This is a genomic window from Pseudomonas sp. B6001 (genome assembly GCF_013386015.1).
In the GTDB taxonomy this organism is placed as follows: domain Bacteria; phylum Pseudomonadota; class Gammaproteobacteria; order Pseudomonadales; family Pseudomonadaceae; genus Aquipseudomonas.
The window spans coordinates 80,735-100,982 of the sequence record NZ_JACAOX010000023.1 but is presented as its reverse complement, the minus strand read 5'-3'; the positions used below and the strand labels follow the sequence as shown (position 1 = coordinate 100,982).

Here is a 20,248-nt window from a genome sequence, read left to right as displayed (position 1 = left end):
TTGATCTTGATCTTGATCTTAGGCGCCCCGTTAAACCACGCTGGCCGAACGCAGGCTTTGGAGCGTGGGTAACCCGGCAGGACGCCGGGTTAGCCGTCCTGGGCCAAGGATGGCCCATGACGGCGGCCCACGGTCCAAAGCCGGAGTGAGGGCACACCGAGCCTAGGCGAGGTGCCGAGTGGTGGGGCAAGAGCGTTTTGCTTACTTTTGCGCTGTTCAAAAGTGAGCCGCTGTAAGAGCGGAACCAATAGCAGCCCTGACCGAAATAACGGATATGCACACACCACAAGCGAGCAAAAAAAAGCCCCGCGACCGAATGACGGCACGGGGCTAAAAATTGGCTGGATGCGACCAACCAAAGGAGCTCTTTAAGTCAAATCACTTGGCACTGGCAATCGTGGTACTCGGCTGCCACCCACCGCCCAACGCCTTGTAGATCGCGACGATCCCACGATACAGATCCACCTCGGCCTGAGCCTGGGAGTCCTCGGCGGCCAAACGCTCACGCTGCGCGTCCAGCAACACCAGGAAGTCCACCGTCCCTTCGCGGTAACGAATCTCCGCCAGATCCGCAGCAGCCCGGCTCGACTCACTCTGACGAATCAGCGAGACCAACCGCTGCTGGCGTTTGCCGTAATCACTGAAGGCATTCTCCGATTCTTCCAGCGCCAGCAACACCTGCTGCTCATAAGTCGCCAGGGCGCCATCCGCTTCGGCATCCGCACCACGCAACCTTGCCCGCACACTGCCCAGGTCAAACGCCGCCCAGGTAATGCTCGGACCCAGCGACCAGGCATTCGCCGCCGCCGACCCAATCTGCGAACCCCGCCCAGCGGTAAACCCGAGGAACCCACTGAGGCTCACCCGCGGAAACAGATCAGCCTTGGCCACCCCAATCCGCGCCGTGGCGGCTGCCAACTTACGCTCGGCACTGAGAATGTCCGGACGACGTTGCAGCAGTTGCCCCGGATCACCAATCGGCAACGCCTTGGCAATCGCCGGCAAATCTTTCGGGCTCAAATCCACGCTCAACTTGTCCGGCCGCTCACCGAGCAGGGTAGCGATACGATTACGCTCGCGAACTTCCTCGGCCTGCAGCTGCGGCACACTGGCTTCTACAGCCGCCAGACGCGCATCGGCCCGTACCACATCGAGTTGATCGCCCACACCGGCGTCCCGCAGGCTGACGGTGATACCGCGCGAATCCTCCTGGTTCTTCAGGTTGGCCACCGCGATTTTCTCGCGCAGTTGTGCGCCTCGCAGTTGACCGTAAGCGTCCACCAGCTCGGCAATCATCGTGACTTGCAGTTGATACAGGTCTGCCTCGGCAACCTGTTGGTCAGCGTCGCTGGCCTCCAGGTTGCGGCGGATGCGGCCGAACAAGTCCACTTCCCAGGCCATGTCCAGGCCCAGGTCATAACGCTCACTGTTGACGCGTTTGGTGGTCTGGCCCGGAATCTGGCCTTTGCCCACGTCGCTGCTGGCGCGGCTGGTGATCACCGGCATCACGTCATTGGCAGCGTCGTCACGAATCGCCCGGGCTGCCCGCAGGCGGGCAAATGCCACCCGCAGGTCACGGTTACCGTTCAGGGACTGAGTCACCAACTGGTTAAGGGTCGGGTCCTCGAACTGTTGCCACCAGATGCCTTCGAACTTCGCGTGGTCGTACTGCTTGGCGTCGGCGGCGGCCGTTACGTTGGCCGCCTCCAGTGGCTGGGTTTTATAGTCCGGGCCCACGGCACAGGCGCTCAGCGCCAGTACCAGCAAGCTCGGCAAAAATACTTTCACGCTCATTGCTGTGTCTCCAGCTTCAAGGCCTTGGCCGCTTTGCGCGCTTCACCGCGTTCAACAAACCGGCGGATCAGTACATAGAACACTGGCGTCAGCAGCAGACCGAAGAAGGTCACGCCGATCATCCCGGAGAACACCGCCACACCCATGGCATGGCGCATCTCGGCACCGGCACCGCTGGACATCACCAGAGGCACTACACCCATGATGAAGGCGAACGAGGTCATCAGGATCGGCCGCAGACGCAGACGGCAGGCTTCCAGTACCGCAGCGAGCGGATCGAGGCCTTCCTGCTGTTTATCCTTGGCGAACTCGACGATCAGAATCGCGTTCTTACAGGCCAGGCCCACCAGGACGATCAGGCCGATCTGGGTAAAGATGTTGTTGTCGCCGCCAGAGATAATCACCCCGGTGATGGCCGACAACAGGGTCATCGGTACGATCAGGATCACCGCCAGTGGCAGGCTCCAGCTTTCGTATTGGGCGGCCAGTACCAGGAACGCCAGCAGTACGCAGAGCGGGAACACGAACAGCGCAGTGTTGCCCGAGAGGATTTGCTGATAGGTCAGGTCGGTCCACTCGTAGGTCATGCCGTTGGGCAGTTCGTCTTTCAACAGTTTCTCGATCGCCGCCTGGGCCTGGCCGGAGCTGTAGCCCGGTGCGGCGTTGCCGTTGATCTCGGCGGTGATGAAGCCGTTGTAGTGCATCACGCGGTCCGGGCCCGAGGTGTCGCTGACCTTGATGAAGGTCGCCAGGGGAATCATCTCGCCTTTGTTGTTGCGCACTTTCAGCTGGCCGATCTGGTCTTCATCCTGGCGGAACTGTTGCTCAGCCTGCACGTTGACCTGATAGGTGCGCCCGAAGCGGTTGAAGTCGTTGGCATACAACGAGCCCAGGTAGATCTGCAGGGTGTCGAAGATGTCGCTGATCGCCACGCCATGGGTCTTGGCCTTTTCGCGGTCGATGGCAGCATCGACCTGGGGCACGTTGACCGTGTAGCTGGTGAACAGGCCGAACAACTCAGGCACGCCACGGCTCTTGGTAATGATGTTCTGCACTTCTTTGTACAGCTCGTCGTAACCCAGGTTGCCACGGTCTTCGACCTGCAGGCGGAACCCGCCGATCGTACCCAGGCCCTGTACCGGCGGCGGTGGGAAGATCGCCATGTAGGCTTCCTGGATGCTGCTGTACTTGCCATTCAGTGCACCGGCAATCGCACCGGCAGACAGGCTCGGGTCTTTACGCTCATCGAACGGCTTCAAGGTCACGAACACGATGCCGTTGTTCGGGCTGTTGGTAAAACCGTTGATCGACAAGCCGGGGAAGGCGATCGCGCTTTCCACGCCGGGCTGTTTCATGGCGATGTCGGACATGCGCTTGATCACGTCTTCGGTACGGTCCAGGCTCGCGGCGTCCGGCAATTGCGCGAAGGCCACCAGGTATTGCTTGTCCTGGGCCGGTACGAAACCGGTCGGCGTGTGGGCAAAGCCCATCCAGGTCAGGACCATCAGGCCGGCGTACAGGAACAGCGCGATACCACTGCCGCGGATCACCCGGCGTACCGTGCCGACGTAACCATGGCTGGCCTTGTCGAAGAAGCGGTTGAACGGTTTGAACAACCAGCCGCCCAGCATCCTGTCGAGGAACCTGGAGAACCCGTCTTTCGGAGCGTTGTGGCCTTTGAGCAATACCGCTGCCAGTGCGGGCGACAGGGTCAGCGAGTTGAACGCCGAGATCACGGTCGAGATCGCAATGGTCAAGGCGAACTGCTTGTAGAACTGGCCGGTCAAGCCGCTGATAAATGCCGCTGGAATGAACACCGCACACAGTACCAACGCGGTCGCGATGATCGGGCCGGTTACTTCGCTCATGGCCTTTTCAGTGGCCGGGAAGGGTTCCAGGCCCAGTTCGATGTTCCGTTCGACGTTCTCCACCACCACGATGGCGTCGTCCACCACGATACCGATCGCCAACACCAGCCCGAACAGCGATAGCGCGTTGAGCGAGAAGCCAAACAGGTGCATCACCGCAAAGGTACCGATCAACGATACCGGCACCGCCACCAATGGAATGATCGACGCACGCCAGGTCTGCAGGAACAGGATCACCACCAGCACCACCAGGATCAGTGCTTCGAACAGGGTGTGAACCACGGCCTCGATGGAGCCACGTACGAAGACGGTAGGGTCATAGGCGATGCGGTAATCCATGCCCTCCGGGAAGCTCTGTTTCAGCTCCGCCATCTTGGCGCGCACTTCATTGGAGATGTCGATTGCGTTGGAGCCCGGGCGCTGGAAGATCGGGATCGCCACGGCCGGCTGGTTGTCGATCAACGAGCGCAGGGCGTACTGGCTGGAACCCAGCTCAACCCGTGCAATGTCCTTCAAGCGCGTGATTTCGCCGTTGGCGCCGGCACGGATGACGATATTCTCGAACTCTTCCTCAGTGACCAGTCGGCCCTGGGTGTTGACCGACAGCTGGAAGCTGGTGTCATTCGGCGCAGGTTGCGCGCCCAAGGCACCGGCCGCCACCTGGCGGTTCTGTTCGCGAATGGCCGTGACCACATCGGTGGCGGTCAGGTTGCGTGAGGCGGTCTTGTTCGGGTCCAGCCACACACGCAGGGAGTAATCGCCCATGCCGAACAGCTGCACATCACCCACGCCGCCCAGCCGTGCCAGCTCATCCTTGATATTGAGGATCGCGTAGTTGGACAGGTAGAGCATGTTGTAGCGCTGGTCGGGGGAGGTGATGTGCACCACCATGGTCAGGTCGGGAGAGGCCTTGTCCACGGTAATACCGATGCGCGTCACTTCCTCGGGCAGTTTTGGCTGAGTCCGGGTTACCCGGTTCTGCACCTGCACCTGCGCGTTGTCCAGGTCGGTGCCCAGGGCGAAGGTGATGGTCAGGGTCAGCTTGCCGTCGGCGGTCGATTGCGAGGACATGTACAGCATGTTCTCGACGCCGGTGATGGCTTGCTCCAGGGGCGCGGCCACGGTTTCACCGATGACCTTGGGGTTGGCGCCCGGGAAGTTGGCACGGACCACGACGGTCGGCGGCACCACTTCCGGGTATTCACTGATCGGCAGCTGGAACAGTGAAATCGCGCCGGCGATCAGGATCAACAGCGACAGCACCGCTGCGAAGATCGGCCGCGAAATGAAGAACTTGGAAAAATTCATCTTGAGTCGTATCCCTTAACCGCGTGGAGTCGCTGTACTTGCGAGCTTGGGCGCGGCTTTATCCGGCGCCACTTGCTCCAGGTTGCTGGCTTCAAGCGCTTGTCGTTGTTGTGCCAAGGCGGCGAGGGTTTCCTTGCTGGCCATCGGGATGGTTTCCGGTGCAACCGGCGACCCCGGGCGAACGCGCTGCAAACCCTTGACGATGATCGTGTCGTCCTTGGTCAGGCCGCTGCGCACGATGCGCAAACCTTCGATCTTCGGACCCAGTTCCACCGCGCGGTAGGCAGGCTTGTCGCCGTCCATCACCAGTACGAACTTCTTGCCCAGGTCGGTGCCCACGGCTTCGTCGCTGATCAGCACGGCGGAGTAGGTGCCACTGCCTACCAGTTTCAGGCGCGCATACAGGCCTGGGGTGTATTCGCCCTTGCTGTTATCAAACACGGCGCGACCACGAATGGTGCCGGTAGCCGGGTTGACCTGGTTGTCGACGAAGTTCATCTGGCCCAGGTGCGGGTTGCCGTCTTCATTGGACAGGCCCAGGTACACCGGGGTAGTCGCGCCACGGCGACCCTGGCGCGCGAGTTCGGTGTACTTGAGGTACACACGTTCATCGGCGTCGAAGTAGGCGTAGACCTTGTCGGTGGACACCACGCTGGTCAGCGCGGTGACATCGGCGGTCACCAGGTTGCCGGCGGTGATCTCGGCACGGCTGACGCGGCCGCTGATGGGCGAGCTGACACGGGTGAAGCTCAGGTTCAGCTTGGCCAGGTCCAACTGCGCCTGGATGCCGGCGACAGTCGCATGGGCTTCCTGGGCGGCGGTGGTGCGCGAGTCGGCCAGTTCGGCGGAGATCGCATTGCTCTGGCGCAGGCGTTCGCCGCGCTGGGCTTCGTTATCGCTGCGGGTGGCGGCGGCCTTGGTTTGTGCGAGTTGTGCTTCGAGGCGGCGCACTTCGGCCTGGAATGGGCGTGGGTCGATCTGGAACAACAGGTCGCCTTTCTTGACCAAGGCACCTTCGGTGAAGGCGACCTGATCTATCTGGCCCGATACGCGCGGACGGATCTGCACGGTTTCCGGCGCTTCGAGCCGGCCGGTGAATTCGTCCCACTCATTGACCGGTTGTTCCAGCACCTTGGCCACGCTGACGTGGCTTGGTGGCATGGCGGCTGCCTGTTCGGGCGCTTTGCCGCAGGCGCTCATCACCATCACGGCCAAAATGGCCAAGGGATAGCGCAAATGTTTGAATGACTGTTCCATGAGGTGCATCCGCCAATGTATTTAAGATGGGCGGATCATGCTCGGCAGGGTGCTATCTCACGAATCGAATGAAACAAAGGTAACTATCATTCGGAATGATATAAGCGTAAAGCGAGCCCTCTAGCATGGGGCTTTCGTTAGGGAGCTATCAATGCTGTTGATGACAAAGGACTGTTGCGCAAGATGCAAGGAACAGCGTGCCGCATAAATTGTCGGGCGTGTCTGCTATTCAAATGTACAGAGCGCCGGGTTGGTTGCCGTGCATTCGTTGCCTGACCATGCGCTGCCCAGAGGCCTGGCATTGACCTGGTTTTTCAGGGTCATGCTTACCGGTTCATGGTTCTGATCCAGGTAGTGGCATGCCACAGACGACTGGCCCTGGCTGCTTTGGATCACCGCCTTTTCAAAGTGGACCTGGTGCAGGTCCTTCTGCTCTGTCATCGGGTTTTGCCCGGTCCATTGCCGACCGTCCGGGCCGGACGCGGTGTAGGCGACCACTTCCCCGGTCGGCGTCTTTTTGAACGCGTCTTTAAGGGCATGGGTGGGCGGGCAGGCACCAGTGCCAGCGTAGACGTTGCCCATCAACGCCATCAGGGTAATCACGAGGGCTGAGGTTTTCCTGAGCTGCCTGTTCATCACGCGTGCTCCTGGTCTGGAGTAACTGTGAGGTAAAGACTAGCCCAAACAGGCACCGCCGGAAGGTGCTAAATCCACACGTCGTTGATTGCCGTACGCTCGCCACCTTCACTGCCGGTGTTCAGCACGCCGCAGGGTTCGATCAACAGCAACTTCACCTCACCCAATGCGTGTGGCTTGTGCTCGACGCCCTTGGGCACCACGTACATTTCGCCTTGGCTGATGATCACCGCGCCGTCGCGGAAGTCGATGCGCAGGGTGCCTTCGAGGACGATAAAGGTTTCATCGGTATCGGCATGGTCGTGCCAGATGAAGTCACCTTCGATCTTCACCACCTTGAACTGGTAGTCGTTCATCTGCGCGACGACCTTGGGCGCCCATTGCTCGCTGAACAGGGCGTATTTCTGGGCGAAGTTGATCGAGGCGTAATTCGTCGAAGCGTGGGAGGCGGGCATTGTAGGTTCCAGGGTTGCAGGACATTGGAGCCTTAAGGTAGGCCCAACGGCCCGCCGGATATTGAATGATCGTGCAGTGACAGCTCATCCACTATCCGCTCGATCAACACCCTGACCCGGCGCGGTTGAACCCGTGTCGGCGGATAGACGATGTTCAGCGCGGTACTGCCCAAATCATAGTCAGCCAGCAGCTCGACCAATCGCCCGGCCTCAAGGTCGGCGCGCACGTCCCACACCGACTTCAGGCAAATGCCATGGCCCGCCAGGCACCACTGGCGTACCAGCGCACCGTCGTTCGCCACCCGCCGGCCCTGGACCAGCACCCGATGGGCGTGCCCGTGCCGCTTGAAGGTCCATTCCCGCGAAATATTGATGCCGAAGCGCATCACCAGGCACTCGTGGCGCGCCAGCTCCTCGGGGTGTCGGGGCGTACCATTGAGCGCCAGATAGTGGGGTGACGCACACAGCACGCGACGGTTTTCGCCAATCGGCCTGGCATGCAGGGTGCTGTCCGCCAGTTCGCCGTAGCGCACCGCGAAATCGATGCCCTGGCTCACCGGATCGGCGTAGCCGTCGCTCAGGTTCAGGTCAATGCTGATCTCGGGATACTCCAGCATGAATGCGGCAAGGATCGGTTCGATGTATTGGCGCCCGAGGTCTTCCGGGGCGCTGAGGCGAATCGGCCCGGACAGGGTGTGGGTGCCATGGCGAATGCTGCTGTGCAGCTCGTTGGCCTCTGCCAGCAAGCGGCGGGCGCCATCCACCAGCAAGCGGCCTTCGTCCGTCAGGTTGATCGCCCGGGTGGTGCGGTTGAGCAGGCTGGCGCCATAGAAACCCTCCAACTGCGCGAGCCTTTCCGAGACAGAGGCGGGTGACAGTCCCAGCTCTCTACCCGCTGCCGACAGCCCGCCTTTTTCCACAATCAGCAAAAACAACTCAAGGTTCTTCAGCAGCATTGTTCGGGATTTCCGAAAGTGGTTTTTGATTTCGACTCAATTATCAAGTTAAGCCAAAAGAACTAGTTTTGCATCCATCGTTAACCATCGGAGTGACTGACATGTCATCCAATTCTTCAAAAATGCCCATCCAGGTCTGGGTGCTGACCCTGGCGGCTTTCGCCATCGGCACCGCCGAGTTCGTGATTGCCGGATTACTGACCCAGGTCTCCCACAGCTTGAACATCAGCGAAGGGCAGGCTGGCAGCCTGATTACCGCCTACGCGTTGGCCATTGTGGTCGGAGGCCCGGTGCTGACCATCTGGCTCTCGCGCTACGAAAAACGCACGGTGCTGTGGTTGTTGATGGCGGTGTTCGTCGGCGCCAACGTAATGACTGCCCTCAGCAGCGACTACAGCGTATTGCTGGTCAGCCGGGCGATTGCCGGGCTGACCCAGGGGCCGTTCTACGGGATCGGCGCGGTGGTCGCGACGCGCCTGGTGGCCAGCGGCATGGAAGGCCGCGCCGTCGGCCAGATGTTTGCCGGGCTGACGTTGGCCAACGTGCTGGGCGTACCCGCCGGATCGTGGATTGGCAGTCAATATGGCTGGAGCACCGCATTCCTGATAGTCGCCGCGTTGGGCGTGCTCGCGTTGCTGGCAATCATTGTGTCGATCAGGCGCCAGGGCACCGAGCAGTCAGTGTCGTTGATCAACCAGTTGGCGGTGTTTCGTAACCGCAACCTGCTGGCCAGTCTGATGTTCACGGTGCTCGGCTGGGCCGGGTTCATGGCCTTTTATGGCTATATCGCGCCGATCGCCGAACAGGTAGCCGGGGTTGATTCGACGATGCTGACCGCTGTGCTGGTCGTGGTCGGCATTGGCCTGGTAGTCGGCAACAGTCTCGGGGCGCGTACCGCAGACGCCAATTTGCGCTTTTCGCTGATGTTCTGGCCGGCGGCGATGATCGTGACACTGATCGCCGCAGGCCTTGTGGCGCCCTACAAGTGGCCGTTCCTGGTGACCGCGTTCCTCTTCGGTATCGCCTCGTTCGCCAACGTGCCATCCATGCAAATGCGCGTGATGAAGCACGGCGGCAAGGCCCCGGAGCTGGCTGCCACGGCGAATATCTCCGCCTTCAACCTGGCCAACGCTCTGGGCGGCATCATCGGCGGCATCGTGGTGGACAGCCATTGGGGCGCGGCGGCGATTCCGTTTGCGGCTGCGGCGATTCCATTGCTCGGTGTGCTGTTCATTGTTTCCCAGGAAGGCGCGGGTAAAGCCCCCCGGCCTGCCGCGATTGCCTGACCCCCTGAATTCAGTATGAGGTGAACCAACATGGACAAAACCGATAACCCGCATCGTCGTACTTTCCTCGCCCAGGCCGGCGCAGGTGCTGCTGTTCTGGCCGCAGGATCGCTGCTCGGCCCGGCTGCTGCCAAAGCCGCGGGCAACGCTGCCCCCGCAGCGAATGCCGGCAAGGCAATCGGGCGTTTCTGGCCAGGGGACACCCGGCTGGTAGTGTCCATTTCCATGCAATTCGAGGCAGGCGGCCAACCGCTCAAGGGCACTGACAGTCCGTTTCCCCACGTGGATTTTCCCGACAGTGTTCCAGAGGATGTGGCCACCAATACCTGGTTTGCCTATGGCTACCGTGAAGGTATTCCGCGGATGCTTGATCTCTGGGACCGGCATGGGGTGAAAGTCACCTGCCACATGATCGGCGACGCGGTAAAGCGCAACCCAGCGCTGGCCCGGGAGATCGTCGCCCGTGGGCACGAAGCCTCGGGGCATGGCCCGCACTGGAGCTCGCAATTTGCCATGAGCCGCGATGAAGAGCGCACTTTCCTGCGCCAGGCCGCGAGCATGTTGCAGGACGTCACCGGTCAGCCGGTCACCGGCTACAACTGCAACTGGCTGCGGCGCGGGCCCAATACCTTGTCGTTGTTGCAGGAGCTGGGCTACGTCTATCACATTGATGATGTGAGTCGCGATGAGCCGTTTATCGAGCAGGTCAATGGCAAGGACTTTGTCGTGGTCCCGTATACCCTGCGCAACAACGACATCGTGTTGATTGAGGGGCGCAATTACTCGCCCTCGAAATTCCTTCAACAGGTCAAGCTGGAGTTCGACCAGCTCTACCTGGAAGCCGGAAGCCGACGCCGCATGATGGCGATCAGTGCCCACGATCGCATCAGCGGTACGCCGCAAATGGTCAGGGTCTGGGACGAGTTTCTGCGGTACGCCAACAGCCATCCCGGCGTGGCGTTCATGCGCAAGGACGCCATCGCTCAATACACCTTGAAAAGCCCCCTCAGCCTCAGGGAAAGCGAAACCATCTGAGTTCGTTCTCTTCGCCTTTAAAGGATGTGCCCGTATGCAACGTTCCATTCCCCTTATCGCCGCCGGATTCCTGGCCCTGACCCTCTCCGGCGTGGCGTTTGCCACCACCGAACTGGTGACGCCCGGTGTCCTGGTGGTGGACAAGAGCCTGACCGCCGCGCAACTGAAGATCATGGAAACTGTCGCCCGGCGTTACGACACTTTCTGGAATACCGGTGACGAGAGCCTGGCCCGTGAAGCGCTGGCGCTCAACTTCATTGATAAAACACCGCCCGCCGGGCGCAAACAAGGGCCGGAGGGACCGCTGCTGGCCTCCCGTGCGTTTCGCGGCGCGGTGCCGGACCTGAGCTGTGAAGTAGAGCAAATGATCATTGCCGGCGACCGCGTGGTGGCACATTTGCATTTTCGCGGGCACTTCACCGGTTCCTTTGGTCAGATCAAGGGCACTGGGCAGGTCGTAGACTTTATTGCCACCGACATTTACCAGATCGGCAAGGGCAAGATCGTCGCCAACTGGCACATCGAAGACAACCTGACGCTGATGAAGCAGTTGGGTGCGCGCTGACGGGAGGGCTCTGCACATGACCGTTCACTACCTTGATCACTTCACGCTCCGTACGGAGCATGTCGACGCGACGGTAAGTTTCTATCGTGACGCCCTCGGCCTGGAGGAGGGCTGGCGCCCGGCGTTTCCTTTTCCGGGCAGTTGGCTTTATTCAGCAGGTCGCCCGCTGCTGCATATCGCCAGCCTGCAGGGCAGCGCCGCGCAGCTTGAAACGTATCTTGGGGTGCGTGCTGCCGGCGACGGCTCAGGTGCGCTCGATCACATTGCATTGCGCTGCAATGACCTTGAAACTCACCGGCAACGCCTGCACACGCTAGGGCTGCCTTTTACCGAGCGGGTGGTGCCGGAGCTGTTCGAGCACCAATTGTTTGTCGAAGACCCCAACGGGATCAGGGTCGAGCTGATCTTTGCTTACCCGGCGGCCTGAGGTGGCTGGCCGGATTTCCCGGCCAACTGTTGGCTGGGCAACAGCAGTCGGACAGTTGTGGTTTGGGCGGGACAGCGCAACGTCATCCAATGTTTACATCTAGTTGATTTTATTCGAAATAATTTATGGCATGGGCTCTGCAATGCACACAGGTGAACCCTTTCACCCGTTGCTCAGCGGAGCCCTGTATGCCTTGCACCTTTTTCTCGCGTTCACGTTACATCTTGCTCGGCGCAGCGTTGTTGCTGGGCCACGCCGCCGTGTCCCAGGCCGCCGAGGGCGATGACGCGGTGCCGTCCCTGGCCGGCAAGCGCATTGCCGTGAGCATGACCGGCACCAGTCACTACTTCGATATCAAGGCCTTCCAGGCCCAGGTCGATGAGATCAAGCGCCTCGGCGGCACGCCGATCACCCTGGATGCAGGGCGCAACGACAAGAACCTGGTGACCCAACTGCAAACCGTGGTCACCCAGAAACCCGATGCGGTGATCCAGACCCTCGGCACCCTGAGCGTGATCGACCCGTGGCTCAAGCGCATCAGCAAGGCCGGCATCCCGCTGTTCACCATTGACGCGCCGTCGCAGTACAGCCTCAACAACACCACCTCGGATAACGTCGCCACCGGCAAGGCCCTGGCCGATCAGTTGATCAAGGATGCCGGCGGCAAGGGCAAGATCCTGGTGTTCAACGGCTTCTACGGCGTGCCGGTGTGCGCGATTCGCTACGACCAGTTGAAGCTGGCGCTCAAGGATCACCCGCAACTGGAAATCATCGAGCCGGAGCTGCGGGATGTGATCCCCAACACCGTGCAGGATGCCTATTCCCAGGTGTCCGCATTGCTCAACAAGTACCCGGCCGGCAGTGTCTCGGCGATCTGGGCGGCGTGGGACATTCCGCAACTGGGGGCAAGCAAGGCGTTGATCGACGCCAAGCGCACCGAGATCAAGACCTACGGCGTGGACGGTACGCCGGAGGTACTGGAGCTGCTCGGCCAGGCCAATTCGCCGGTGGGCGCGGTAGTCGCCCAGCAACCGGCGCTGATCGGCAAGACTGCTGTGCAGAACGTGGCCCGCTACCTGGCCGGGCAGCGTGACCTGCCCAAGGAAACCCATGTGCCGACGCTGCTGACCACCGCCGCCAACCTGGCGCAGGTCCAGCAACTGCGGGGTGATTGATGGCCGCGTTGCACTTGCAGCACCTGCGCAAACGCTTCGGCGCCACCCTGGCGCTGGATGATGCGAGCCTGAAGGTCGAGCGCGGCACCATTCACGGCCTGGTGGGCGAGAACGGTGCCGGCAAGTCGACCTTGATCAAGGTCCTGGCGGGGATCCACAAGGCGGACTCGGGGCAGGTGAGCATTGACGGCCAGCCGTATGCCGCACTGTCGCCGCGCCAGGTGGACGCGCTGGGCGTGCAGTTCATCCATCAGGAGCGGCTGTTGCCGGCGAGTTTTACCGTGGGCGAGGCGTTGTTTTTCGGCCATGAATTACGCCGTGGTCCGTTTGTCGACCGGCGCCGGCAGCAGCGCGAGGCCGAGCGCTTGCTGGCGGAATATTTTGAGCTGCAACTGCCGGCCGGGGCACTGGTGGGCGAGCTGAACAGCGCCGAGCGCCAGGTGCTGCAAATCACCCGGGCGTTGATTCGCCAGCCGAAGATCCTGGTGTTCGACGAGCCCAGCGTGGCGCTGGTCAAGCGCGAAGTCGACCAGCTGCTGCGGATCGTCAAGCGCCTGCGGGACCAGGGTTTGTCGATTCTCTACATCTCCCATTACCTGCAGGAAATCGACAGCCTGTGCGATGAAGTGACGGTGTTGCGCAATGGTCGAGATGTGGCCGTGGTTGAGCCACGGCACACCTCCAGCGCGCAGATTGCGCGGTTGATGGTCAACCGCGAGGTCCAGGAGATGTACCCCAAGGCGCAGGTCGAGCTCGGCGAACCATTGCTGCAGGTGCGCGGCCTGAACCTGGCCCGGCGCTACCGGCAGATCGACCTGGAATTGCGTCGGGGCGAGATCGTCGGCCTCACCGGGCTGGTCGGGTCGGGCGCCAAGGACCTGCTCAAGACCCTGTTCGGTGTGGTGCGCGCCGACAGCGGCAGCATTCATCTGGAGGGGCGTTTGTTGCGCCTGCGTTCACCCGGAGAAGCCATTGCCCAAGGGATTGCACTGGTGCCGGAAGAACGCCGCAGCCAGGGGATTTCACCGCTGCTGTCGGTGCTGGAAAACCTCACGCTCGCCGGGCTTGGGCGTTTCAGTCGCTGGGGGTTACTGAGCCAGCGTAAGGAGCAGGCCGAAAGCCTGCGGCTGATCGACGAGTTGGCGATCAAGACGCCGGGCCCGCAGGCTGCCGTCAGCCAGCTCAGCGGCGGCAACCAGCAGAAAGTCGCCCTGGGCAAATGGCTGAGCCGGCGCTCGGCGGTGTACCTGTTGGACGAACCGTGCGTAGGTGTGGACGTCGGCGCCAAGGTCGAGATTTATCGCGTGATCGGGCGGCTGGTGGAAGAGGGCGCAGCGGTGCTGGTGCTGTCTTCGGATTTGCCCGAGCTGCTGGGGGTCTGCGACCGCATCCTGGTGTTGCATCGAGGCGAAATAGCCGGGGAGTTCCATGCCGGTGAGGCGGACAGTGATCAACTGTTGGCGTGTGCCACGGGTGCGGTGCAGTCCACAGTGGCTGTGCAGGTGAAACAGGAGGTGGTGCATGTCCCTGCTTGAAGCTGCTACTCCTGGCTTGTCCCAACGGTTATGGGTACTGCTGTTGCGGCGCGGCTCGGTGGGCGTATTCCTCGCGATTTTGCTGGGCTTTGCCGTCGCCGCGCCGAACTTCTTTTCAGTCGGCAATATCGCGAATGTGTTCAGCCAGTCGGCGATCCTCGGCGTACTTGCCTTCGGCCTGACCTGCGTGATTATCGGCGGCGGCTCCAACGTGGTGGCCGGCGGGCTTGATCTGTCGCTGGCAGCCAATTTGGGCTTGTGTGCGGCCGTGTTCAGTCGACTCAACAACGCAGGCCTCGACCTGTGGGCAAGCCTGCTGCTGACCTTGGGTTGCGGCCTGGCGGTGGGCCTGCTCAATGGCCTGGCCGTGGTGGTGCTGCGCTTGCCACCGTTGCTCGCAACGCTGGCAAGCATGAATGTACTGGCCGGGTTGGAGCTCGTTTTGACTGAAAATACTGTGGTGTCGACGGACTCACCGTTGCTTGACCTGCTCAGCGGCGGCGCATGGCTGGGCGTGCCGGCACTCGCCTGGGTGTTGCTGGTGACGGCCTTTGTGTTGACGCTGCTGATCCAGCACACCGCCTATGGGCTGCGCCTGCATGCCGTCGGCGAGTACCCGCACGCCGCCGAGGCCGCCGGGATTCGAGTGCCGGCTTACGTACTCTCCAGTTATTTGCTGTCTGGGCTGTGTGCCGCGGTGGCGGCGTTGTGTTCAGCGGCATTTTTCAGCGGCAGCACCACCGGCTCCGGTGACATGCTGTTGTCGGTGGTCGCCATAGCCTTTCTTGGCGTGGTGTTTTCCCGGCGACTGGTGGCAAGCATCCCCGGCACCTTGCTCGCGACGCTGTTGATCGGCTTTTTGATCAACGGGTTTCAGTTGCTCAACGTATCGAGCTTCTGGGTCAACGGTGTCCAGGGCGTGCTGATTCTGCTGGTGGTCGCCGCTTCCAGCGCATTGAACCGGGGAGAACATTCATGAGTCAGGTATCCATTCTGCAAGCCCATGGCGGCTGGCGTTCGCTGTTGCCCCTGACGTTGCCGCTGGTGTTCGTGGCCATCGTGGTGGTGTTTGCCTGGCAGGCCCCGGGGTTTCTCAGTGGCGGCAACCTGAAAAGCCTGGTGCTGAATAACTTCGTGCTGCTGGCGATTGTTGCGATCGGCATGACCTATGCGGTGGCGGCCGGTGGCATCGATCTGTCGGTAGGCACCGCGCTGGATTTCGCCAGCTTCAGCTTCGTGGTGTTGCTTAACGCCGGGCACGGGCTGGGTGTGGCGATTGCCGGTGCGTTGGCCGCCGGGCTGCTGGTAGGGCTGTTCAATGCCGGCTTGATCGCGGGGCTGCGGATCAGCCCGTTCCTGGCCACCCTCGGCACCTTGTTTATCGGCACCAGTGCCCAGCAACTGCTCTCGGACGGCGGCCAGCCAATTTATATCGCCCAGGGTTTCAAGCCGGAACTGGCGAGCTTCAGCCCGTTGGGCGTGCCCTTGCCGCTTTTGGTCGTGCTGGTATTGGCCGTGGTCTACGGCCTGTTGCTGGCCCGTGGACGCCTGGGGCGCGAACTGCTGGCCCAGGGTACCCAGCCGCTGCTGGCGTATTACTCGGGGTTGTCGGTGCGGCGCATCGTCACCACCACGGTGCTGGCGGCGGCGCTGGCGTGCGCGGTGGCGGGGATCCTGCTCAGTTCGACGGTGAGTGCCTATGTGCCCCTGTCGGGCAATGCGTTCCTGCTGAATGCGATTGGTGCGGTGTTTATCGGCACCACATTGAACCGCCAGGGCCGGGCGAATATTCCGGGCACGTTGCTGGGGGTGCTGTTCATCAACGTCATCGCCAATGGCTTGCTGTTGATCGGCTGGAACTTCTACTGGCAGCAGGTGGCCACCGGCGTGCTGATTTTTGTCGTGCTGGCTTTCAGTTTTATCAGCCGCAGGATTGCGCAGAACACCTGAGGCACGGCGCCCCAGGGTTCAATCCGGCCGCTACTTTTCCCAGTCAGCCTTGGGAATCAACAGGCCATGGTTGCCGTTATAGGCGGCGCGTTCGGGTTGTTTCCAGCCCTCCAGCAGCGCGTCGTCGAGGCGGTAGATTTCCACCCCCAGCGGACGGCAGACCTTCAACGGGTCTTCCGCATCCGGGCCCCACATCGGCAGCGACAGGTCGCCACCGGGGCAGGTGGAGAGGGCACACAGCAGGTCGATTTCGGCGAAGAACTCCAGATAGTCGCCCTCCTTGGCCGGGCAGGCTTTCATGAAGTACATGTCGTCGTGATTGAGGCCGGTGCACTGGAAAATGTTCAGCACGTCATGCACGTCGAACTCGGTCAGGCCATGGGGCAGCACGGCGCGGGTCAGGTTGGAGTGGCAGTGGTGGTGGAAGTCTTCGCCGGTGAGCATCTTGTTCACGTAGGGATCGCAGCGCGTGCCGAGCAAATCGTGCAGGCGCCCGCCGTGTTCGTCGATGCCATAGTCGGCCAGGCTGTCGTCGGTGATGGTGACCATCGGCCGCAAAAACGGCAGGTTCGACCACAGGCGGTCGTATGTAGTGACGTGAGCGCCTTGCAACTGGCGAGTACGCGATGCCCACATGCGTTCGCGGGGGTCATTGGCATTCCACACGTTGAAGTCGCCGACCTGCGGGCCCACCGGCGTGGTCACACGGAACACATGGCCGGCCGGTACTTTCCAGGCGCGGCCGGTGCGGATCGGCACTTCGAATTGTTCGATCAGGGTGCGGCCATCCCGGGACTCGCGTACGCGGTCATAAAAAGCTTTGTCGACCTGCAAGGCAGCGCCTTTGCTGACTTGGTAGGCCGCTGGGTAGTCCTTGTACATGGTGGGTCCTCGCTTCAGGGTTTTGGAATGCTGCTCAGGATGTCCAGCAGCAGCGATTCGGAGTCATTGAGGTAGCTGGCCAGGGCTTCGCCGGCGGCTTGCTTGTGGCCGTCAACCAGCAAGTCGTGAATCTGCCGGTCGCGCTCCAGCCAGGGCTTCTGGAAGGTTTCCTCGCTGGGCGCGTTGGAAAACACCAGGCGCATCTGGGCTGCAATATGGGTAAAAAACTCGTCCAGCAACGGGCTGCGCATCAGCCCGACAATGTGTTGATGAAAGCGCAGGCTGTGGGTGCCGAAGGCTTGCCAGTTCTCGCGGTCCTGGGCCAGTTGCGCAGCCTCGATGGACTCCAGCATCAGGTCGGACTGGTATTCGCGCAGCGGCTTGCTGGCGGCGATGGCCTGCAGCTCCAGGGTGCGTCGCACCTTGAAGATGTCACGCACTTCCTCCACCCCCAGGCGGCGCACGATCACGCCTTTGTTGCGCACGTAGCTGGTCAGGCCTTCGCGGCCCAGGTGGTGCAAGGCTTCACGCACCGTGTTGCGCGAGGCGTTGTAGGCGTTCACCAGTTCGCTTTCCACCAGCGGCATGCCGGGCAGCAGGCGGCCGCCGATGATGTCTTCGCGCAGTTCGATGGCAACCTGGTCGGCCAGCGACAGGCTGGGTTCCTTGGCTTGGCTCACGTCGGGGCTCCTTGGGCTCACGCCAGTTGGACGTCTTTGAGGAACTTGGTCATGCGTTCGCTGCGTTGCTCGAGCATGTCACGCGGTGCGGCGTCCTGGATAATCTCTCCGCCTTCCATGAACACCACACGATCGGAAAGCTTGAACGCGAAGTTCATTTCATGGGTGACGATGACCATGGTCATGCCCTCGCGAGCCAATTCCTCGATTACCGCCAGTACGTCGCCCACCAGTTCCGGGTCGAGGGCCGAGGTGGGTTCATCGAACAGCATCACCGAGGGCCGCATCGCCAGGGCGCGGGCAATCGCCACCCGTTGCTGTTGGCCGCCGGATAGCTGGTGCGGGTATTTGCCGGCGTGCTCCAGCATGCCGACCTTGCGCAACAGGGCCAGGCTCAACAGGCGCAATTCTTCGCCGCTACCATGGGCATGGTAGACCGGCGCGAGCATCACGTTCTCAAGGGCGGTTTTATGCGGGAACAGGTTGAACCCCTGGAACACCATGCCGACATGCACGATGCCGCGCATATGCACCTTGTGCCCCAGCGCGCCTTGCGGCTCCTGGCTGCCACGCAGGAACGGCTGGCCTTGCAGGGTGATTTCGCCACGGTCGAGGCTTTCGAGGCCGTTCATGGTACGAATCAGCGTGGTCTTGCCAGAGCCTGACGGGCCGATGATCGACACCACCTCGCCCCAGCGCACATTCAGTTCGACGCCCTTGAGCACTTCCAGCTCGCCATAGGCCTTGCGCACCCCGCGAGCCTGCAAGGCAAACTCACCGGGCTCGGCCTGGCCGGGGGCACGACGCGTCGCCACTTGGTCGAGCACGGCGGGGGCGATGGCCTTGGGTTTGCGCCGGGTCACGTCCAGGTGGTTCTCCAGCACCCGCAACAGCCAACTGAACACCGTCACGATGAACACGTAATAGAACGCCACGGCCAGCATGGTCTCCATCACCAGGAAGTTCTGGGTGTAGAGTTGTTGGCCCACCAGCAGGATTTCCGAAAGCGAAATCACCGACACCAGCGAGGTGAGTTTGACGATGGTGATGTATTCGTTGGCCAGTGTCGGCAACGCAACCCGCAGCGCCTGCGGCACCACAATCAACCGCTGCACGCCGCGATAACCAACGCCCAGCGCCTTGCCGGCTTCGCGCTGCCCCTTGACCACCGCCAGCAGGCCGCCCCGATGGATCTCGGCGATGTAGGCCGCCTCACTCAGCACCAGGGCGATCAGGCCCGCGGAGTAGGGGTTGGACAACACCGCGCTGGTGGACGGAAACACCTGCGGCAGGTTGTAGACGAAGATCAACAGTACCAGCAACGGCAGGCTGCGGAAGAACCAGATGTAGACGCCAGCGGAGTCCCGCAGCCAGCGGCGCTCCGACTGCCGCGCCAGGGCCAGGAAAAACCCCAGCACAATGCCCAGCAGCCAGGTTTCCAGGCTCAGTTCGACCACGGTGCCGACGGCTCGCCAGAAGTCGCCGTTCCATAACAAGCCCAGGGTGTAGTGCCAATCGAATTGCATAAAGGTGCTCCGCGTTTCAGTTACCCAGTGCCGCACTGATCTCGGCGGCGTTCGGCTCGGCCAGGTTGTAGCGCGCCAGCAGCTTGCCGTAGCTGCCGTCCTGCTTGATCTGGCTCAGGGCGCCGGTCAGCGCCTGGAGCAGTGCCGGGTTTTCCTTGCGCACGGCCAGGCCGACCACCACCGGGTAGATCAACTCGCTGGAGCTGATCACGGTTTTGCCCTGCAGTTTTTCCACGGTGATCTTGGCGACCGCCGCGTCTTCCATCTGCACGTCCACCGCCTGGGCGAGCAGGGCCTGGGCGGCTTCCGGCGACGTCGGGAACTCACGCGACTCGATCGCTGGCTTGCCCGCTGGGAGGCAGTAGTCCGCCGAAACCTTGTTCAGCTTTGGCACCCACGACGCGCCCTTGATCGACCCGACACGCTTGCCGCACAGGTCTTCCGGGCGCTGGGGCTTGAAGTCGCCGGCGCTGAGCACCATCAGCGAAGAACCGGTCTTCAGGTAGCTGAGGAAATCCACCTGCTTGGCGCGTTCTGGCGTGACATACAGTGCCGAGGCCACCACGTCGAAACGCCGGGCGTTGACGCCGAGGATCAGGTTGGCGAAGCGGGTGTCGAGAAAAAGTGGTTTGAGCCCCAGTTGCTTGCCCATCAGTTGCATGAACTCCGGGTCGAAACCGGCCGGGGTCTTTTGCTCAAGGTAGGTGTAAGGCGGGTAGGTGAGGTCGGAGCCGATGGACAGCTCTCCCGGTTTCAGGGTGCCCTTGATTTCGGCAGCCGACAGCAGCGGCGTCACGCACGCCAGGGTGATCGCTAGCGCCAATGTGCGCAGGGTGTTCTTGCCCGTCAGACCTTTTTGCATGTTCGTCGCCTCGGTTGCTGGATGCAGGGAGATTTAGATTGTTCAACAATC

Annotated in this window: 18 protein-coding genes; 8 read left to right on the top strand and 10 right to left on the bottom strand. The window is 61.8% G+C overall.

Annotated elements, in window-relative coordinates; translation table 11 throughout:
* Positions 1-378: 378 nt before the first annotated feature.
* From HX821_RS24970 to HX821_RS24945, 6 genes are all read right to left on the bottom strand, one after another.
* Positions 379-1,794: an efflux transporter outer membrane subunit gene (locus HX821_RS24970; RefSeq protein WP_102604616.1), complete on the bottom strand. Its 1,416-nt coding sequence runs from the start codon at positions 1,792-1,794 to the stop codon at positions 379-381.
* Positions 1,791-4,970: an efflux RND transporter permease subunit gene (locus HX821_RS24965; protein ID WP_003210869.1), complete on the bottom strand. Its 3,180-nt coding sequence runs from the start codon at positions 4,968-4,970 to the stop codon at positions 1,791-1,793. Before HX821_RS24965 ends, HX821_RS24970 begins: the two co-directional genes overlap by 4 nt.
* 15 nt (positions 4,971-4,985) lie before the next feature.
* Positions 4,986-6,227, bottom strand: a complete 1,242-nt coding sequence (gene mexE, locus HX821_RS24960; protein WP_177036689.1) for a multidrug efflux RND transporter periplasmic adaptor subunit MexE — start codon at positions 6,225-6,227, stop codon at positions 4,986-4,988.
* 225 nt (positions 6,228-6,452) lie between these two features.
* Complete coding sequence (locus HX821_RS24955) at positions 6,453-6,863, bottom strand: DUF3757 domain-containing protein (protein ID WP_177036687.1); 411 nt, start codon at positions 6,861-6,863, stop codon at positions 6,453-6,455.
* Positions 6,864-6,931: 68 nt separating this feature from the next.
* The gene (locus HX821_RS24950) at positions 6,932-7,318 is read right to left on the bottom strand and encodes a cupin domain-containing protein (RefSeq protein WP_134326679.1); all 387 of its coding nucleotides are present in this window, start codon (positions 7,316-7,318) and stop codon (positions 6,932-6,934) included.
* A 32-nt stretch (positions 7,319-7,350) separates the two neighbouring features.
* On the bottom strand, positions 7,351-8,274 hold the full coding sequence (locus HX821_RS24945) for a LysR family transcriptional regulator (RefSeq protein ID WP_177036685.1): 924 nt from the start codon (positions 8,272-8,274) through the stop codon (positions 7,351-7,353).
* 101 nt (positions 8,275-8,375) lie between these two features.
* Between HX821_RS24945 and HX821_RS24940 the strand changes: the two genes are divergently transcribed.
* The 8 genes from HX821_RS24940 to HX821_RS24905 all read left to right on the top strand — a co-directional run bounded on the left by HX821_RS24940 (position 8,376) and on the right by HX821_RS24905 (position 16,247).
* Positions 8,376-9,560, top strand: coding sequence for an MFS transporter (locus HX821_RS24940; protein WP_177036683.1), 1,185 nt, complete (start codon positions 8,376-8,378; stop codon positions 9,558-9,560).
* 30 nt (positions 9,561-9,590) lie between these two features.
* Positions 9,591-10,595: a polysaccharide deacetylase family protein gene (locus HX821_RS24935; protein ID WP_177036681.1), complete on the top strand. Its 1,005-nt coding sequence runs from the start codon at positions 9,591-9,593 to the stop codon at positions 10,593-10,595.
* Positions 10,596-10,629: 34 nt separating this feature from the next.
* Positions 10,630-11,160, top strand: a complete 531-nt coding sequence (locus HX821_RS24930) for an ester cyclase (protein WP_177036680.1) — start codon at positions 10,630-10,632, stop codon at positions 11,158-11,160.
* A gap of 16 nt (positions 11,161-11,176) precedes the next feature.
* Positions 11,177-11,587, top strand: a complete 411-nt coding sequence (locus HX821_RS24925; protein WP_177036678.1) for a VOC family protein — start codon at positions 11,177-11,179, stop codon at positions 11,585-11,587.
* A 188-nt stretch (positions 11,588-11,775) separates the two neighbouring features.
* Positions 11,776-12,762: a sugar ABC transporter substrate-binding protein gene (locus HX821_RS24920; protein ID WP_003210861.1), complete on the top strand. Its 987-nt coding sequence runs from the start codon at positions 11,776-11,778 to the stop codon at positions 12,760-12,762.
* Positions 12,762-14,297, top strand: a complete 1,536-nt coding sequence (locus HX821_RS24915; protein ID WP_177036676.1) for a sugar ABC transporter ATP-binding protein — start codon at positions 12,762-12,764, stop codon at positions 14,295-14,297. Before HX821_RS24920 ends, HX821_RS24915 begins: the two co-directional genes overlap by 1 nt.
* Positions 14,284-15,276 carry an ABC transporter permease gene (locus tag HX821_RS24910; RefSeq protein ID WP_177036674.1) on the top strand — a complete coding sequence of 331 codons (993 nt, stop codon included), beginning with the start codon at positions 14,284-14,286 and terminating at the stop codon, positions 15,274-15,276. The genes HX821_RS24915 and HX821_RS24910 overlap by 14 nt, the downstream gene beginning before the upstream one ends.
* Positions 15,273-16,247 carry an ABC transporter permease gene (locus tag HX821_RS24905; protein ID WP_177036672.1) on the top strand — a complete coding sequence of 325 codons (975 nt, stop codon included), beginning with the start codon at positions 15,273-15,275 and terminating at the stop codon, positions 16,245-16,247. Before HX821_RS24910 ends, HX821_RS24905 begins: the two co-directional genes overlap by 4 nt.
* A 30-nt stretch (positions 16,248-16,277) precedes the next feature.
* Here HX821_RS24905 and HX821_RS24900 read toward each other — a convergent pair whose 3' ends face one another.
* The 4 genes from HX821_RS24900 to HX821_RS24885 are packed head-to-tail and all read right to left on the bottom strand — an operon-like array spanning position 16,278 to position 20,197.
* Positions 16,278-17,129, bottom strand: coding sequence for a DUF1989 domain-containing protein (locus HX821_RS24900; RefSeq protein WP_177036670.1), 852 nt, complete (start codon positions 17,127-17,129; stop codon positions 16,278-16,280).
* Positions 17,130-17,143: 14 nt separating this feature from the next.
* Positions 17,144-17,809 carry a GntR family transcriptional regulator gene (locus HX821_RS24895; RefSeq protein WP_003210850.1) on the bottom strand — a complete coding sequence of 222 codons (666 nt, stop codon included), beginning with the start codon at positions 17,807-17,809 and terminating at the stop codon, positions 17,144-17,146.
* Between the two features lie 17 nt (positions 17,810-17,826).
* Positions 17,827-19,335: an amino acid ABC transporter permease/ATP-binding protein gene (locus HX821_RS24890; protein ID WP_177036668.1), complete on the bottom strand. Its 1,509-nt coding sequence runs from the start codon at positions 19,333-19,335 to the stop codon at positions 17,827-17,829.
* 16 nt (positions 19,336-19,351) lie between these two features.
* Positions 19,352-20,197, bottom strand: coding sequence for an ABC transporter substrate-binding protein (locus tag HX821_RS24885; protein WP_177036666.1), 846 nt, complete (start codon positions 20,195-20,197; stop codon positions 19,352-19,354).
* Positions 20,198-20,248: the final 51 nt, after the last annotated feature.

Bases quoted from the DNA above. Each gene is read 5' to 3' on its own strand.
- HX821_RS24900 (WP_177036670.1), bottom strand. From the start codon at position 17,129: ATGTACAAGGACTACCCAGCGGCCTACCAAGTCAGCAAAGGCGCTGCC.
- HX821_RS24970 (WP_102604616.1), bottom strand. From the start codon at position 1,794: ATGAGCGTGAAAGTATTTTTGCCGAGCTTGCTGGTACTGGCGCTGAGC.
- HX821_RS24965 (WP_003210869.1), bottom strand. From the start codon at position 4,970: ATGAATTTTTCCAAGTTCTTCATTTCGCGGCCGATCTTCGCAGCGGTG.
- HX821_RS24915 (WP_177036676.1), top strand. From the start codon at position 12,762: ATGGCCGCGTTGCACTTGCAGCACCTGCGCAAACGCTTCGGCGCCACC.
- HX821_RS24925 (WP_177036678.1), top strand. From the start codon at position 11,177: ATGACCGTTCACTACCTTGATCACTTCACGCTCCGTACGGAGCATGTC.
- HX821_RS24885 (WP_177036666.1), bottom strand. From the start codon at position 20,197: ATGCAAAAAGGTCTGACGGGCAAGAACACCCTGCGCACATTGGCGCTA.
- HX821_RS24905 (WP_177036672.1), top strand. From the start codon at position 15,273: ATGAGTCAGGTATCCATTCTGCAAGCCCATGGCGGCTGGCGTTCGCTG.
- HX821_RS24940 (WP_177036683.1), top strand. From the start codon at position 8,376: ATGTCATCCAATTCTTCAAAAATGCCCATCCAGGTCTGGGTGCTGACC.
- mexE (WP_177036689.1), bottom strand. From the start codon at position 6,227: ATGGAACAGTCATTCAAACATTTGCGCTATCCCTTGGCCATTTTGGCC.
- HX821_RS24955 (WP_177036687.1), bottom strand. From the start codon at position 6,863: ATGAACAGGCAGCTCAGGAAAACCTCAGCCCTCGTGATTACCCTGATG.
- HX821_RS24910 (WP_177036674.1), top strand. From the start codon at position 14,284: ATGTCCCTGCTTGAAGCTGCTACTCCTGGCTTGTCCCAACGGTTATGG.
- HX821_RS24935 (WP_177036681.1), top strand. From the start codon at position 9,591: ATGGACAAAACCGATAACCCGCATCGTCGTACTTTCCTCGCCCAGGCC.
- HX821_RS24950 (WP_134326679.1), bottom strand. From the start codon at position 7,318: ATGCCCGCCTCCCACGCTTCGACGAATTACGCCTCGATCAACTTCGCC.
- HX821_RS24945 (WP_177036685.1), bottom strand. From the start codon at position 8,274: ATGCTGCTGAAGAACCTTGAGTTGTTTTTGCTGATTGTGGAAAAAGGC.
- HX821_RS24920 (WP_003210861.1), top strand. From the start codon at position 11,776: ATGCCTTGCACCTTTTTCTCGCGTTCACGTTACATCTTGCTCGGCGCA.
- HX821_RS24930 (WP_177036680.1), top strand. From the start codon at position 10,630: ATGCAACGTTCCATTCCCCTTATCGCCGCCGGATTCCTGGCCCTGACC.
- HX821_RS24890 (WP_177036668.1), bottom strand. From the start codon at position 19,335: ATGCAATTCGATTGGCACTACACCCTGGGCTTGTTATGGAACGGCGAC.